This window comes from Ruegeria atlantica (genome assembly GCF_001458195.1).
GTDB classification, from domain to species: domain Bacteria; phylum Pseudomonadota; class Alphaproteobacteria; order Rhodobacterales; family Rhodobacteraceae; genus Ruegeria; species Ruegeria atlantica.
The window spans coordinates 168,953-184,633 of record NZ_CYPU01000071.1 but is presented as its reverse complement, the minus strand read 5'-3'; the positions used below and the strand labels follow the sequence as shown (position 1 = coordinate 184,633).

The 15,681-nt window shown below is 52.0% G+C and carries 10 protein-coding genes and 1 tRNA gene; 6 read left to right on the top strand and 5 right to left on the bottom strand.

Going from position 1 to position 15,681, the window contains the following annotated elements; genetic code table 11:
* Positions 1-10: 10 nt before the first annotated feature.
* A complete protein-coding gene (locus tag RUA4292_RS20115) occupies positions 11-1,423 on the bottom strand; it encodes a pyridoxal phosphate-dependent decarboxylase family protein (RefSeq protein WP_058279201.1) in 1,413 nt (470 codons plus the stop codon).
* Positions 1,424-1,663: 240 nt separating this feature from the next.
* Here RUA4292_RS20115 and hpaR point away from each other — a divergent pair, with 240 nt between their 5' ends.
* Together hpaR and RUA4292_RS20105 are read left to right on the top strand one after the other, a co-directional pair.
* Positions 1,664-2,098, top strand: coding sequence for a homoprotocatechuate degradation operon regulator HpaR (hpaR, locus tag RUA4292_RS20110; RefSeq protein ID WP_058279200.1), 435 nt, complete (start codon positions 1,664-1,666; stop codon positions 2,096-2,098).
* 488 nt (positions 2,099-2,586) lie between these two features.
* On the top strand, positions 2,587-3,276 hold the full coding sequence (locus RUA4292_RS20105; protein ID WP_058279361.1) for a fumarylacetoacetate hydrolase family protein: 690 nt from the start codon (positions 2,587-2,589) through the stop codon (positions 3,274-3,276).
* A 9-nt stretch (positions 3,277-3,285) separates the two neighbouring features.
* Here RUA4292_RS20105 and RUA4292_RS20100 read toward each other — a convergent pair whose 3' ends face one another.
* Together RUA4292_RS20100 and RUA4292_RS20095 are read right to left on the bottom strand one after the other, a co-directional pair.
* Positions 3,286-4,500: a winged helix-turn-helix domain-containing protein gene (locus tag RUA4292_RS20100; RefSeq protein WP_058279199.1), complete on the bottom strand. Its 1,215-nt coding sequence runs from the start codon at positions 4,498-4,500 to the stop codon at positions 3,286-3,288.
* A 4-nt stretch (positions 4,501-4,504) separates the two neighbouring features.
* Entirely contained in the window at positions 4,505-5,530 is a 1,026-nt protein-coding gene (locus RUA4292_RS20095; protein WP_058279360.1) for a LacI family DNA-binding transcriptional regulator, read from the bottom strand.
* A gap of 114 nt (positions 5,531-5,644) precedes the next feature.
* Here RUA4292_RS20095 and RUA4292_RS20090 point away from each other — a divergent pair.
* A tRNA-Arg gene (locus tag RUA4292_RS20090) sits at positions 5,645-5,721 on the top strand.
* A gap of 530 nt (positions 5,722-6,251) precedes the next feature.
* Here RUA4292_RS20090 and RUA4292_RS20085 read toward each other — a convergent pair.
* Both RUA4292_RS20085 and RUA4292_RS24270 read right to left on the bottom strand, forming a co-directional pair.
* Positions 6,252-7,172, bottom strand: a complete 921-nt coding sequence (locus RUA4292_RS20085; protein ID WP_145975033.1) for a class I SAM-dependent methyltransferase — start codon at positions 7,170-7,172, stop codon at positions 6,252-6,254.
* An 811-nt stretch (positions 7,173-7,983) separates the two neighbouring features.
* A complete protein-coding gene (locus tag RUA4292_RS24270; RefSeq protein WP_082637204.1) occupies positions 7,984-8,739 on the bottom strand; it encodes an acyltransferase in 756 nt (251 codons plus the stop codon).
* A 1,266-nt stretch (positions 8,740-10,005) separates the two neighbouring features.
* On the opposite strand from RUA4292_RS24270, the gene RUA4292_RS20070 reads away from it, so the two are divergent.
* Genes RUA4292_RS20070 through RUA4292_RS20060 form a run of 3 tightly spaced genes read left to right on the top strand, consistent with a single transcriptional unit; the run spans position 10,006 to position 15,620 of the window.
* On the top strand, positions 10,006-10,812 hold the full coding sequence (locus RUA4292_RS20070; RefSeq protein WP_058279195.1) for a class I SAM-dependent methyltransferase: 807 nt from the start codon (positions 10,006-10,008) through the stop codon (positions 10,810-10,812).
* Positions 10,812-14,657, top strand: a complete 3,846-nt coding sequence (locus tag RUA4292_RS20065; protein WP_058279194.1) for a rhamnan synthesis F family protein — start codon at positions 10,812-10,814, stop codon at positions 14,655-14,657. Before RUA4292_RS20070 ends, RUA4292_RS20065 begins: the two co-directional genes overlap by 1 nt.
* A 51-nt stretch (positions 14,658-14,708) precedes the next feature.
* On the top strand, positions 14,709-15,620 hold the full coding sequence (locus RUA4292_RS20060) for an NAD-dependent epimerase/dehydratase family protein (RefSeq protein WP_058279193.1): 912 nt from the start codon (positions 14,709-14,711) through the stop codon (positions 15,618-15,620).
* Positions 15,621-15,681 lie beyond the last annotated feature (61 nt).

The window sequence follows — 15,681 nt, the reverse complement described above, 5'->3', positions numbered from 1 at the left end:
GACCTCCTGTTTATGTCAGTGAGCGGGCGATTTCGGTAATGACGTCATAGGCCATTCGAACATCGTCTTCGGTGGTTTCGAACTGACCGGCCTGGAACCGGATCACCAGATCGCCATCCACGCGGGTTTGCGTCAAATAGATGCGGCCGTCGTCATTGATGGCGTTCACCAAACGCAGGTTCAGGCCGTTCAGATCCGCATGACCTTCCGGCGCATAGCGGAACGTCCACAAAGACCACATGGGCTGAGTGACGATTTGGAAATCCCCCTCGGCCGCCAGCCGATCATGCAGCGCCACGGACCAGTTCACGTGGTTGCGCAGCCGCGCGCGCAGCCCTTCCAGACCATAAGCCCGGATCACGAACCACAGTTTGAGCGCCCGGAACCGGCGGCCCAGTGGTACCGACCATTCCGAATAATTGATGATCCCATCCTTGCCATGGGTCTTAAGGTATTCAGGGCTGATCGCCAGCGTCTGCACCAGATCATCGGGGTCTTTCAGGAAATGCGCACAGCAATCGAACTGCACACCCAGCCATTTATGCGGGTTGAAAACGATGCTGTCGGCCTGATCCACTCCGGGCCAGTAGTGGCGGTATTCCGGGCAGATCATCGCCGATCCGGCCCAGGCCGCATCTACGTGGGAGTAAAGCCCGTATTTCTGGGCAATCTTCAAACATTCATCTACGGGATCCGTAGCCCCCGTTCCTGTACCGCCAACGCAAAGGATGACGCCCGCCGGATGCAAACCAGAGTCTAAATCGGCCTGGATCGCTGCCTCCAGTGCTGCGGGATCCATCCCGCGCCAATCTCCCTTGGTCGGAATCCGCACCAGATTGTCTTGCCCGATCCCCGCAACCCAAATGGCACGATCGACTGACGTGTGCACTTCGGCCGAGCAATAGACGCGCAGGGGTTTTTGCCCAAAAAGACCCTGTTGATTTCCCTGCCACTTCAACGCCTTCTCGCGCATCGTTAGCACAGCAGCCAATGTCGCTGACGAGGCGGAGTCCTGAATAACACCAGCGAATCCCTCGGGCAGGTCCAGCGCGTGGCGCAACCAGTCCATCATCCGTGTTTCCATCTCGGTCGCAGCTGGTGAGGTCTGCCACAACATACATTGCGGTGCGATGGCGCTTGCCAGAAATTCGGCCAGGACCGATGGGGCTGAGGCGTTCGAGTTGAAATAGGCAAAGAACCTTGGATGTTGCCAATGGGTGATCCCTGGCATCACGATCTGTTCGAAATCCTGAAACACGTCCTCCAGTGGCTGCGCGTGCTCGGGTGGCTGCGCGGGTAAGGCATTGAGGATATCCCCCGGCTCAGTCCGGGCGCGGACGGGTTTGTCACCAACAGTCAGATGGTAGTCCTGCGTCCACTCGGCAATTCGTTTGCCCCAATCCGAAAACTCATCCCACTTCATCGCAACCCTCAGATTTCTGCCAACCCCGGGATCGGACCGGGACTTAGTTTCTTTGTGCGTCCAGTGATCGTCATTCTGAAGAAAACGTCAATATTAATTGCTTTGTTTACTAATTTTGAGATGAGGCTCGAAGCTGCGACATGCCTAAAAGGGCCATATAATACATGGTCAAGTACTTAATATAATTAGTGAAATTCTTATCCAGTTGCGGTTTGATCCAATTTGGGCAAAAATTCTACTATGACCAGAGACCTGCCTAATACGTCCCGCTCATTGCCGATTGCACTGCTTCGGGCGCGCGAAAGGGTCATGGGGCCCATTCGAAATATGCTGGCGGATGCGGGTGTTACTGAACAGCAATGGCGCGTTCTGCGTGTTCTGAAAGAAGAAGGGCCTCAAGAGCCAACGCATCTAGCGGATCGATCGTGCCTTTTGCTGCCCAGTCTGACGCGCATTCTGCAAAAACTGGAAGCCAAGGATTTGATCCGGCGCCGGGTCCATCCTGAGGATAAGCGTCGTCAGATCATCGATATCACGGCCAAAGGCGAAAAGATCATCCAAGACAACATGCAGGTGACACTACGTTTGGCTGAAGAGATCAAGACCCAGCTAGGCCCGGATCGGCACGAAGCGCTGCTGGACCTGCTGAACGATCTGCATGATCTGAAGACCTGATCGCACGTCGCGCATTCAAAGGCTTTTGTCCCCGCCAGAGAAGTATGGATATCCTCCGGCGGGGTGGCCAGACTTTGACTGGACTGCGTGTCTGGCCCGCGGCCGGATGGATTTATCCGGCTCACACCTCAGAGAAACAGCCACCTGAAAATAAGCGGACATCCGGACGCAAAGACCGTGTGGGGGTACAGGTCTTTGGCCGTCGCTCTCTGATTCAGTTGCACTCGCCTACAGGTAAATCACCTGATCAGCGACGAGTGGATTTCGGATATCGCCAGGGAATGAGTGTCAATACGGTGGTGGCGTGATCCATGATACAACCAAAGGTAGCGCGCACCCAAGGCTTTCCAAGGCAAAACTTTGAATTGTGAACAGCCAGCCACGGGGCGAGTTCGCGTGATGGTGATGCCTGGCGCGAACCTGCATGGCTTGTTCAACTGGTCCCGCCAACTTAGAAACAAGCTGCAAATTGCAGTTAGGGGGCTTTGATACCGGACAGCTTGTTTTCCTTACCCGACCCGATTTCGATCCCGGTTGAGGGTGAATTGTCGACCTATCCCGTGGGGCGCATTTTCTGTGTCGGCCGAAATTATGCGGCCCATGCGGCCGAAATGGGAAATGAGGTCGATCGTGAGGCGCCTTTCTACTTTACAAAATCTGCTCTGAACGCGGTTCTGTCGGGTGCAACTGTGCCTTATCCGCCTGGAACTGAGAATTTTCACCACGAGATGGAACTGGCGGTCGCGATCGGCAAACCCGTTTTCCGTGCGACGCGTGCCGATGCGTTGGATGCGGTTTATGGCTACGGTTGTGCGCTGGACATGACGCGCCGTGACCTGCAAGTCCGCGAACGGAATAAACAGCGCCCATGGGATTTGGGCAAGGATCTGGAAAACGGCACTGTGTTGGCCGCATTGACGCGCGCGGCAGATTGGTCGCCGGACGACAATAAACGCATTTATCTGAACGTGAACGGAGAAACGCGGCAGGACGCGACGCTGGAAGAGCTGATCTGGAAGATAGATGAGGTCATCTGCCATTTGTCCGGATACTACCACCTGCGAGCCGGTGATCTGATCCTGACTGGTACACCGGCTGGGGTTGGCCCGGTGTTGGCGGGCGATGTCCTGGAAGGCGGGATTGACGGATTACAGCCTATCAGCCTGAGTTTGATCTGAAAATAGACCCTATTTAGGGTCTTTTAACCAATCGCGGGCGAATTCTACGTTGTCCAACCCGGTGAATCGTCGGACTCGGTCGAGCTCTGATTGCAACCCTTTGGTTCTGGCATCGGACCAGCGCACGGATCGTTCCGGCCATAAGGCGCTGACTTGTAACACCCCGCGATCCCGGTTGACTTTCATGTCAATCCGCCCGATCAATCGGTCGCCCTCAAGCAGCGGGAACACATAGTAACCGTAGGTTCGTTTTGCAGCGGGTACAAAAACCTCGATGCGATAGTGAAAGCCGAACAACCGTTCGGCCCGATTGCGGTCGCGCAGCATAGGGTCAAATGGGCTAAGGACCCGAATGCGGCCCGAGGGACGGGGTGCAGCCTCTGCATCCTCGGAAATGGATGGTCGGGCGATCACTTTTCGTAGCCTTCCGTCCGCGCAAGTCACCTCGATCTCTTCCAATTTTCCCTGAATTAGACCCCGTTCACACCAAGATTTTGCCTCGCTTGTCGTAACAGTGTCCCAAAACGCTGCCAATTCGCCTGAGGTTGCAAACCCCAGTCGGTCAAGCGCCGCGTTGCACAGCCAATCCACTGTCTCCTCGGCATCACAGGGCATATTGCCTGGGCAAAGATGCGTTTCGATCACCCGTTCTGTCAGATCATAGCGCTTTTGAAATCCTTGCCGCCCTATGACCGTGAGTGCGCCCGAGCGCCAAAGAAACTCCAGCGCCGTTTTTGAGGGATGCCAGTCCCACCAGCCACCGGATCCCTTTTTCTCGTCCTTGCCAACATCGGACGAAGAGACCGGTCCGTGGTCCTGGATATGTTGCAGAACGGTTGCAAATCGCTGCTCGAACCCGTCGCGGCGCCAATTCTTCCATCGGGACTTCAGCAAATCTGCATCGCGTTGAAAGCGCAAATGCCAGTGCGGATAAAATTCCATCGGAATGACAGCGGCGTCGTGGGTCCAGTGTTCGAACAGTGCGCGGTCGCGTTCATAAAGGCGTTTGAGATTGCCGGCGCGATAGGATGGACGGCGCGAAAACAGGATCATGTCATGGGCGCGCGCAACGGTGTTGATGCTGTCCAATTGCACAAAGCCAAGCCGTTGGATCAGGTCCAGCAATTCCGCGCCTTTTGCGCCGCCCGATGGCGGTTCGGCCAATGCATGACGATCCATGAACAGCGCGCGGGCTGTTCGGTTGTCCAGCCGTTGCAGCGCCACGTGTTCAGCGCCGCTTTAGGGTGTCGCCAAAGTTGATCTTGGGGGTCAGGGTTACACGCGTGTCGACCTCGGCATTGGGATCGGCCAATTGCGTCGCTATGATCTTAGCGGCTGTGCGCCCAATTTCCAACCTGCAGGCGTCCATTGTGGCCAGCTTGCGCGGCAGGCCTTGCAAAAGCTCAACGTTATTGAATCCGGCCAGGCCGATCTGCCCCGGCACATCAATACCCTGATCCAGCAGATACAGCAGCCCACCTGCACCGATCATGTCATTGGAGTAATAGAGGAAATCCAGATCGGGCGACCGTTCCAGCATGGTCTGAGTCATCTCACGCCCTTTGGCCAGAGCTGACCCGCCAGAGTAGAATTCGCGATCCTCGATCTCGACCCCGTGTTTGCCCAGAACTTCGGTGAAGCCTTCGAACCGTTTGCGCGCCCTGTGATCCAGCGGCATTTTGGTGCCCATGAACCCGATATGCTCATAGCCCGCCTTCAGGATCGCCTGCGCCATTTCGCGCCCGGCACGGCGATGAGAGATCCCGACCATCGCGTCCACCGGTTTGCCGTCTGTATCCATGATTTCGACCACCGGAATACCCGCGGAATCTAGCATGGCGCGCGCGGCCTCGGTGTGTTCCAGGCCTGCAATGATGACTCCGGACGGCCGCCACGAGAGCATCTCGTACAGCACTTTTTCCTCTTTTTCCGGCATATAGTCGGTGACGCCCACAACCGGTTGCAGCTCGGTGTCTTCCAGCACCTGGTTAATGCCGGTCAGAACCTCAGGGAAGACCATGTTCGACAGCGAGGGGATGATCACCGCCACCAGATTAACCCGGCTGGATGCCAATGCGCCCGCGATTTTGTTTGGCACATACCCCAGCTCTTTCGCGGCGGCCAAGACGCGGGTGCGCGTGGCGTCCGAAACATCGCCCCTGTTCCGTAGAACCCGACTGACCGTCATTTCCGATACTCCGGACGCTTCCGAAACATCACGAAGGGTAAGCGGGCGTTTGGTTTCTGTTGTCACTGGGGCACCTGCGATGTTGTTTTGCCCGATGGTAGCGTGAACAGAGTAAGATTTACAACCATCGCGCAAAGGCCATGACAAGGCCGAAAAACCCGGCTACAGAGAGCCTTGCGCGGCCCCGTGGCTCAACTGGATAGAGCAGCCCCCTCCTAAGGGGCAGGTTGCAGGTTCGAATCCTGCCGGGGTCGCCAAACTATTCTAAAAAGGTATATGCTTTCCAAACCTTAGACACTTGTAGCGCCCCGATAAGTGAGCCGTGTCGAAGAACTGGTTCAGATACGCTCCAAATAAATGTCAATCAAACACGTTCAATGGTGTGGTGACAGGGCAAACTACCGCCGCAAATTTCGAGGGGGTTAATAGGTTCACGACGGCAAACAGAATTTTCATTTCGAGTCTTTGGATTCAAGAACTTGGTAGAGGCTGCTGGAAATCCTCAGCAGACTAAGAATGGTTAGATCGTGAGTGGGACCATTTGAGGTCCAACGAAGATGGCGAACTTGCACTTCTTGAGGAGGTGAAGAGATTGCCTCAGAAACACTAAATGTCCACCAGACATGAATGACCGAACATCCTTTTGAATGGAGCATAAGCTGCTGGGCGCTGGGTTGTCAGAAATTATCTAGCGGGTCATAAGCAACGCTTGCGATATACTTGTTCACGAAATCAGAAATACAGAGCGCATCCATTTGACGCGTGCGCATCGCTGGGTCCTTCGTTTTCAGGATTGCGTCTTTTGCAGGATTGCCATGAACTCGAGCCGCGGACGCACGGTCTGGTAGACCCTGATGGGGCGCAGATTTATCAAATCCATGGCCGCCAATTCGGCGGTGCGGGCGCGGAAGGAGTCTGGTGAGAACTTCCATGCGTGCACATCGATATATGCGCCGTTCGCAGCCTCGTATTCCGCGATGGCATTACTGGCATTCAGAGCCGCAATATCTGGTTCCAGCAGCGTTCCATGATCACCGGCCCAATGACGCGCACCATCGTTGTGCGAAAGCATTGTCCGATGTTCCACAAGTGATCTTAGAGTGTGAACTCTGTGCCTTTGATGATGGGCTTCGAGGATTTCTGCAAGAGAACTCTCGCACAGGAAATGGTCGAAGCAGAAACGTTTGTCAGGAACGATCAGAAAGTAGAAACCCTCGTCCGCCAAAAGATCTGAAACTTTAGAAAAGTGATTTATCAAATCGGGTTGGTGTTCGACGCAATGGGCGCTGACGACAGCCGAATATGTGCCGTCAACCACTGACAAGTCTCCTGTGGGGGAAACGTAATGGATCCACGGAACATTGTCCGGCACGTAGTATTCTTCCAGACCTTCCGCCCGCCTTTTTAACTCATCCTGGTCAAGAACATCGAAGTATCGGACGTTCGGACCGCTGGCGATCGGGTTCGAGAAAGGGCCTATCTCGAGTATTGACTTTTCGTTCTGGAACAGCTTGACGAACTCTTCGCGGACCGCGGGAGCAGAGGCATGGCGACCTTCGTCAATTCCGTGATTGTAAAAGTGTACTTCGAGCGCCTCATCATTCATGCTTTGCAAGTCGCTGTACGTTTTCCGATAGAACTCGCGGTCGAATTCTACCGGAAATTCACCCGCCTCTTGCTGCTGAGTTTCTTGAGAAGAATCTGACAAATGTTCAACTTCCGCTGGCGCTTGGAACCTTCGCACTGAGGTTTACACAATGGTGACACTTCGGTTCTGAGCACACTTGCAGGTTGCCAACCTGATCGCAAGTGTGCCGTCCGTAAATCTCAACAGCCTCGCGCGTGATGCCTTGGAAAAATGTTGCGTGCCTGCTTGCCGTTCGTTTGGGCGATTCTGTCTTTGAAGGGCATACTAATTGGTCTGGAGTGATTGGCGAAGATGTGCAGATCGATAGGCCAGTTGCAAGGGGGTCAGAAAGTCACGGACCAAAACCTGTTGGCGTCATTGCTGCGTTAATGATGCCGAGCAACCTTCATCGAGAGGGCAAGGTCAATGCCTATGACACCCTGATGCGGTGATAAGATACTGGTTTTCGATGCCGGTGTCGCTGACTGCAGAGCTGTTGTGCTACTGCCGCGAACAATGACGCCTCGGTTATGATCGAAGACCTTCGCGTGCTAGCACTTAGTGTGCATCAAAATTTCACCTTTGGAGTCTTCTTTTTTGACCACCTAAAAAGCGGCATTCGGGTCAACAGACTATATGTCAGTCGAACCGTACAATGAGGCAAGGCGTTGGAGGAAATCCGAAAGTTCGTTCAGCTAGTTCATACACCACACAATGTAATCTTGTTGGACATGATTCTAGATCGAGAACTGGTCGAAAAAAATGAACAGTGTGCTCGTCGCTGCGGCCCCTTCAGCATTCAAACTCTCTTCTAGCGCCGGAAATGAAACAGCAAGGGGTACTTCGATCTAGAAAGATATTTCAACGGAATTAGCTCAAAGCAGGCGCTACCTTAGTTTTCACTTTCTTGCACCGATGAGAGCCATTGTGCGACGGTGCTTTCAGGATAACCACGATGGAAATGATGCTTCCAGGGGTACGCAGGTCGATCCGAACCGTCTTGTAGTTTTATAGCACTCGTTTCGCCTCTATCGCGGGCAGGATTACCAACCGCGATTCTGTGGTCTCCAACGTCTTTCACCACAGCGCTACAAGCACCAATAAGTGCTCCTTCCCCAATCGTAACTCCGGGAAGAATGGTGCTCATCGTTGCAATTGCTGCGTAACTCTTGACCCTAACCCCCTTCATAACTTCACTTGGCGGATGCGGATCATTTGTAAATACGACATACGGGAATACCCAAACGTAGTCTTCTATCGTTGTATGCTGTCCCACATGAACGTTACTATGAAATCTTACAAATTCCCCAATTTTACAGTGCCCTTGAACGTCACTTAAAGTACCAATTTGAAAACCATTCCCTGCGCGAGTAAGCTCTCTGACGGTAACTCTGTGGCCCGTTACCAATCGCTCTCCAAAAGTCGAGCTTTCGTAGAAGACACTATGTGAACGAATTACAGAATTGGCACCAATTCTAAGTGGCGAGCCGTCCCCAAGTGGCGCGGGCACACCAATTTCACAATTGCTGCCGATCACTGTGTCTTCTGCAATCTCCACGTTGTCGTACACGATTGTGAACGGTCCTATGTCAACGGAACTATGAACGTTGGCACTGTTACTAACGATTGCAGTTGGATGGATGGTCATTAAACTTTCCTGTAGCGCGAACTCACGTGCAGAAGCGTAAACCTATCGCCAAACAAGTGGTAGAATAAAATAGGCGTTCGACGCATCAAATTATTAGTCCTTGCACCGGTTGTAACGTTGGCTGCGTCCTCAGCGGAACTGAGCTTGGCGCGGGCTGCATCAGACGAGTGCTATTCATTCAATGTGCAAACAGAACTTGTCTGCACTGGATTGGACTGCCCTATCAAAACGTGCCCCAGACACCACTGTGACTCATTGAGCCTTAATAACAGGGAAACTAGAATTTACCCCAGCGCCTGCCTCGCATTTTAATGCAATTTAGGCTCGGGACCCATTATCTTTCACCGGATGACCCAACTCGAGACTGCGAAAGCAAGCTGTGACGAGTCTAGACTTTTTTGGTTGAGCTCCGATCTGATGGCCCATCTTGAGTCCTGTAGCCCGAAATATCCTTTCAATTTTCGCGTGGAACATCAGCGCATCGTGAGCGGCACAATCGTCATCGATCGCAGCTGGTAGAGATGGCGCCACGCAACCAAGAAATTTGGGCTACACAATCCGCTCCAAAACCGCTGGAAGATTTGGAGTGCCAAGGCAAACATTACCGAGATGATGATGGATTTTTCTGCGGATCACGGCGGACGAAAGATAGTGATGATCGATGTCATCTTCATGAATACGCTCTGCACGGCTTCTAGCCTTAGAAAAAGGGGCGTGAACGGTCGGTCGGTGGCGTCAACTGGCATGAACCACCGCCCGGCAAGGCGCTGATAATACACTGCTTTGAGAGGTGCCAAGCTACAAGCCATCTGTGCCAAAACACATAAGCTTTGGTGCGCGATTGATTCAAGACCAATGGCGAATGACGTCCACTCAACTTCTTGGAGATGGCTATTCACGTCAGTGGCTATTTCGAGGCAAAGACTCTGGTGAGCGACCTGCCAGATGTCCCTAGTTTACTCCGAGATCGCGGCTTGGACGCAAATGGATTCTAAGACGTACCGAAAGACTAAGACAATCGCACGCCGAGCTTTGGAAGCGTTTCTCATGCTACAATTTATGAGGTCGCCTATGTCATTGCCAGTTATCGCCTCAATATTGCTGCCGAAAACCCACGGCGAAAAAGCCCAAGCATCTGCATTGACCCAAACTGGTGGCGAGAATAAGACTCTCGAAGAATTTTAGATACTACCGCACTCAGGCGCTCAGGCGCTCAAGTTCAGCCAGAGTTGGTGAACAAAAACGAAAGCACGAGTAGGGTTTACCATGGATGAGCTGGAGTACGATGAGAATTATCTCCAGTGCCTATGCGGGATTCCATATACGTGCGCAGAACCGCTTTGGTCAGAATTTTTCGACCAAGTTGCAGTTGCTTTGGACGAAAGGAATGCACCCAAAAAGGTCATTGGCACCGGTTACTCAATCGGAACTCTTGTGGAAATCATGTGCGCTCGCGGCATTGAGGCTTTTTGGCGCGACTTGTCATCCTTTGCGAAGAGCCAGGTGCCCAAGGAACTGAAAGGCTTTTGCAGTCACGGTTTGATGACCGATCCGATTGAAGGAAGATTCGATGTCGTCACATGTTTCGATGTCATCGAGCATATGCTCGAGTGGGATGCGCGTAAGGCTATTCGGAACCTATGCGTTGTATCCCCCAAGGCGTTCTTTTCGTCGATTCCGACGGAGTTCAAGGGCGGCACACTTATCAATGTGCAAATTCTGGTGTATCGGATGGATCTTTTTGCTGCAGAGGGGGTTGGGCCAGTCTCTGATTTCGACGGCTCTTTCCTTTGTCCTTGGGCAATCTTGTTTGAGAAACGCGATACCCGACCTTCAAGAGCGGAACTTGAGGCGCATGCTGGATTGATACGGTTTAGAATGGAAAATACTGAAATCAACGCCCAGACGGAGATTGAACATCGCAGCTGGTTGAATATCCAGCAGAGTCAAGTCGCTGAAGTCGCGGACCTCAATGCACAGATCAAAACACTGAATTCTATCGCGACAATGGTGAAAGAAAATTGGCGAAAATGTGCACGCGTTGGGCCGCATATGAAGAGCGTTCAAATCTGATGGAGAAAAAATTGGAGTTTTTCGGATTGCGCTCAAAACGTAAAGCAAGGCGCGCGCGTCAGGAACAGGGTGCGGAAAAGTTGAGTTCGGAGGAGGCGATCGTAGACAAATCGGGGCTGTTCGACAAAGAGTGGTACGCGGCAGAATATCCTGAGGCCGTGAATTATCCGCGAGGTATGCTCGCGCATTATTTTGATCTTGGTGCCGAAGAGGGCAAGGACCCTAACTCTTGCTTTTCCACAAGTTGGTATCTTTCTGCTTATCCTGAGGCCGAACAGAGTGGTATGAATCCGTTGTACCACTATATTGTTTTTGGGGCTAATGCCGGGTGCAAACCAAACGAATTCTTCAACCCATCTTGGTACGCAAAAAATTATCCCGACGCTGGTGCAGGCGGCAAGGACGCTCTATTGCACTTTATGAATGTCGGACAATCGGAAGGCCGTCGGTGCAATCCGACTGACAAGTCGACTGATGTCAAAGATGTTGAGATCAAGGTACTTAAAAGAGCCAGCTCGGAGTCCGATCTGGCCTTATTCGTAACTCACGCTCCTGCAGGAAAGATTAAGCCGCACGTTCCAGTCTACATTGATGCCCTCAGAAGGACTGGCATCGCGGTTGTCGTTATTGTTGTGGCGAATTGCATTTCAGACGTCGACACTTCCTCCTTGTTGAACCAGGTTGATGGTCTGATCCTGCGAGAAAACGGCGGGTTCGATTTCGCCGCTTGGGCGCACGCACTGAACCACATCGATCTAGAGAGCACGCGCATGCTGTGCCTCGTCAATGACAGCTTGATAGGCCCGCTTTGGAAAGACGGTTTGGACTCAATCGTGAATAGGGCGCGCGAAAGTGAGGCAGATCTTGTTGGGTTGACGGACAACTTCGAATTTAAGCATCACCTTCAAAGTTTTTTTCTTGTCGCAAAGGGTAACGCGGTAGAAGCCTTGGTTGATTTTCTTGGCGGCGTTCGCAACTTGGATGACAAACAGGAAGTCATTTTTGCCTACGAGTTACAATTGACGGATGCTCTCAAAGCGAAAGGGTTTCAAGCAGCGGCGTTGTTTCCGAACAAGGGAACGACAAACCGAACGATCAAAGATTGGCAGGGCTTAATTGAAGAGGGCTTCCCTTTCGTAAAGACTGCTGTGATTCAGGATCCAGATACGCGGGGCTGGGAAGGAGTATTCGCGAAACTAGGCTATGATGTCGCCATAGCCAAAAAGAGTATTGAATTAATCAAATCAGGTGATCGAAGCGAGGGCGCTGTGTCTCAAGGATCAAAGATGACGTTAGCGGCGCAAAATTTCGATCTGAGTGCCAAACTTAGTAAAGCCTCTGCTGACCGGCGTGCCGCGTTGGCTCGCGTGGTGGAGCTGGAAAGAGAACTGATGCTGGCCGCCAAAAGGCCATTGAAACAAGTTCGGAGAAAGCTGAAGTTTAAGATTTACAAAAGCCTGGCGAAATTTTCACCTCCGCTGTCCCAAAAAACAGCATCGAATTACCAGCGTCGTGCCGTTAAATATGACCCAAAGCGCTTCCTGCAATCACCTGTCCACTTCGAGGCAGCGGCGACTGGACGCGCGGGAGGAAAAGGTAGTTTTGAGTTTCGAGGAGATAAAGTATACGACGATAGTAAGCCGAATGTCCTGGTCGTTAGTCATCAGGCCAGTCGAAGCGGGGCACCAATACTGACTTGGAACGTCACAAGTAAATTGTCGACCCGATACAATGTTACGACCCTTTGCCTGACAGGAGGTGAAATAACGGGCGACTTTAGGAAGGTATCTGAAAAGGTCTTTGACGCAAACCTGCAAAGCACTAAAGCAACGGATTACACCTACCTTTTGAATTGTCTTTGTACGGAACGTGAGTATGCATTCGCCGTAGTGAATTCGATTCAATCTCACGCTTTGTTAAAGGGCTTGCACGAGTGCGGTGTACCGTCTGTCGCGCTTTTGCATGAATTCGCATCCTACATTGAGAAGAAAACGGCGTTTTCAGAGGCTGTTCGATGGGCAGATGAAACCGTTTTTTCCACGCGATTGACTTTGGAAAACGCATTAGAACTTGATAAGGGGCTTATGGATATGACCCCCAATGTGACGGTTCTACCCCAAGGTAGGTGCAGTGTGCCAAATGCTTCACGTGACGATACCACGGTGGAGGCTGAAAGAAGCTATTTACGCGAGTTAATACGGCCATCGAGTGAACAAACTGAGCGTTTCGTCGTGCTTGGAGCTGGCACCGTTGAAATCCGAAAAGGGGTAGACCTTTTTCTCGAAACCGCAACGAGAGTGCTGCAATCTTCTGAGAGCAATGATGTTCATTTTGTTTGGATTGGTCCAGGTTATGATCCAGATAAGGATTTCGGCTATTCCGTGTACCTGAGGGATCAATTACAGCGCGCCGGGTTGGAACAAAGAGTCACCATGGTTCCCTCCATTTCTGAGATGGACGTGGCTTATGAGATGTCCGATGTTTTCTTAGTGACCAGTAGGCTTGATCCATTGCCCAATGTGGCAATCGACTCGATGTGCGCTGGGCTACCTGTTTTGTGCTTTGAAGAAGCGTCCGGTGTAGCGGATCTTCTGATCGATGAGGGTCTTGGTGAAGACTGTGTGGCTCAGTACATTGATACCGGCGATATGGCTGGCAAGCTCCTGCGGCTTGCGACTACTTCTGAACTCTATGAGAGTGTTTCGAAACGAACACGCGAAGTTGCGGCCAGAGTTTTTGATCTGAGCGCTTATGTAAACAAATTAGAAGAGTTGGGTTTAGCTGCCAAGGCTCGGCATGCTGCGCGAGAGCGCGATATCACTGACATTGTGGAATCTGGTTTTTTCCGACCGGACTACTTCCTGTCTGACGAAAAGCAAAACCGAGACTCGAAAACAACGGTAGGAACATACGTCGACGACGCACGTTGGGGCGCGACCGCAAAGAAGCCAGAACCCGGGTTCCATCCATTTGTTTATGATACTTATCTTAGCCAGACAAATGACCGCACGCGTGACGCCTATGCCCATTTCATAAGCGAAGGTCGACCGGAAGGACCGTGGCGACTACCGGTCTTAGAGGGCGGGCAGAATACATCCAAGAAGCTAGAGCAAGTGACGCTCCAGCCTGCGCTGCATATTCATGCGTACCATTTAGATCAAATGCCGGAAATCGTTTCGCATCTCTCCATCAACAAAACGCTGCCCGATCTCTATGTTAGTGTCGGCAAGGAGAGCGACGAGAACAGAGTGAAAGAACTCTTGTCAAATTATAATGGACGACTTTGCGATGTTCGATCCGTTCCCAATGCTGGACGAGATATTGGTCCGTTGCTGACGCAATTTGGTGAGCATCTCTGCAACAACTACGACGTGGTCGGTCATATTCACCTAAAAAAGAGCACGCATGTAAAAGACCAGCAAATCGTCCACGCATGGAGCAAGTTTTTGTTTGAGAACCTTCTCGGTGGACGCCTTGGAGGCAACATGGCCGACAAAATTTTCGAGCGTTTTCAAGTTGATGAAAAAGTTGGTCTGATCTATCCTGATGACCCGCACGTTATGGGGTGGTCCCGTAACATTGGGCTCGCTCGACGGTTAGCCAAACGGTTGGGGCACAACAGTTTACCCGCAGCTTTTAATTTTCCAGTTGGAACTATGTTCTGGATGCGCTCGGATGCATTGAAAAGCTTCGTTGATCTAGGCTTCAATTGGAGCGACTATCCCAAGGAGCCCGTTGCAGTTGACGGAACGATGCTGCACGCGCTGGAAAGATTGTTTGGTGTCATTCCGGAAATGGAGGGCTGGCGGACAGTCGTGACTAACATTCACGGCGTTACGCGTTAGAAAGGCGATCGTTCAGGTGCGAATTTGGGAATGGAAAGGTAGAAATACCCTATGAAAGTCTTGGTCATCGGTGGCTGTGGGTTCATTGGTTCTCATCTCGTCGACGTGCTGCTTGAAAATGGTCATACCGTTCGAGTATTTGATAGGCAGCCGGAACGATTTCGCGAACCACTGAATGGGGTTGAATACCAGTTTGGAAATTTTGGTGACAAAATGGCGATCATTGAAGCCCTTTCTGGGGTCGATGCAGTGGCGCATCTTGTCAGCACGACATTTCCCGGAACGGCGGATCTTGACCCGATCACCGATGTCCAGGACAACCTAGTTGGTACACTTGCGCTGCTTGACGCGATGGTTGACCTGGGTGTCCTTCGGCTTTTGTTTCTGTCATCGGGTGGGACTGTTTACGGCCCTCCGCAAGTTGTCCCAATTCCAGAGACACATCCCCTACGCCCAATCAACTCTTATGGCATTGTGAAGTCCTCGATCGAGCACTACTTGGCCATGTATCAACGCAAGTACGGTCTGTCCGCCATCTCCATTCGTGCTTCAAACCCCTATGGTCCACGTCAGGCACATACCGGAGTACAAGGTGTCATTTCAACATTTCTTGCCCGGCTCAAGGCGGGCGAACCTCTTGAAATCTGGGGCGATGGCAGCGTGGTTCGAGACTATTTACACGTCAGGGACCTCGCAGAATTTTGTTCACTCGCTATCGCAAGTAATAAATCCGGGGCTTATAATGTTGGATCTGGAGCGGGCGTATCAATTAATGAAATTGTGTCAATTCTCAGCAAGGTAACCGGAAACTCGATTTCTCCGGTCTTCAAGCCTGGTCGTGGAGTCGACGTTGCACGTTCGGTCCTTGATGTCACGCGCGCGCAGGTTGACTTTAACTGGTTTTGCACGATCCCACTTGAAGAAGGAATCGAGCAGTATTTTGAGTGGTCGCAGCAGTTCTGACAGCCCAACATCGAAACGATGTAGGGATCTGGTCTTCCGAGCATAGGGTCGTAGTCAATTA

Bases quoted from the DNA above. Each gene is read 5' to 3' on its own strand.
- RUA4292_RS20115 (WP_058279201.1), bottom strand. From the start codon at position 1,423: ATGAAGTGGGATGAGTTTTCGGATTGGGGCAAACGAATTGCCGAGTGG.
- hpaR (WP_058279200.1), top strand. From the start codon at position 1,664: ATGACCAGAGACCTGCCTAATACGTCCCGCTCATTGCCGATTGCACTG.
- RUA4292_RS24270 (WP_082637204.1), bottom strand. From the start codon at position 8,739: ATGACCATCCATCCAACTGCAATCGTTAGTAACAGTGCCAACGTTCAT.
- RUA4292_RS20070 (WP_058279195.1), top strand. From the start codon at position 10,006: ATGGATGAGCTGGAGTACGATGAGAATTATCTCCAGTGCCTATGCGGG.
- RUA4292_RS20065 (WP_058279194.1), top strand. From the start codon at position 10,812: ATGGAGAAAAAATTGGAGTTTTTCGGATTGCGCTCAAAACGTAAAGCA.
- RUA4292_RS20060 (WP_058279193.1), top strand. From the start codon at position 14,709: ATGAAAGTCTTGGTCATCGGTGGCTGTGGGTTCATTGGTTCTCATCTC.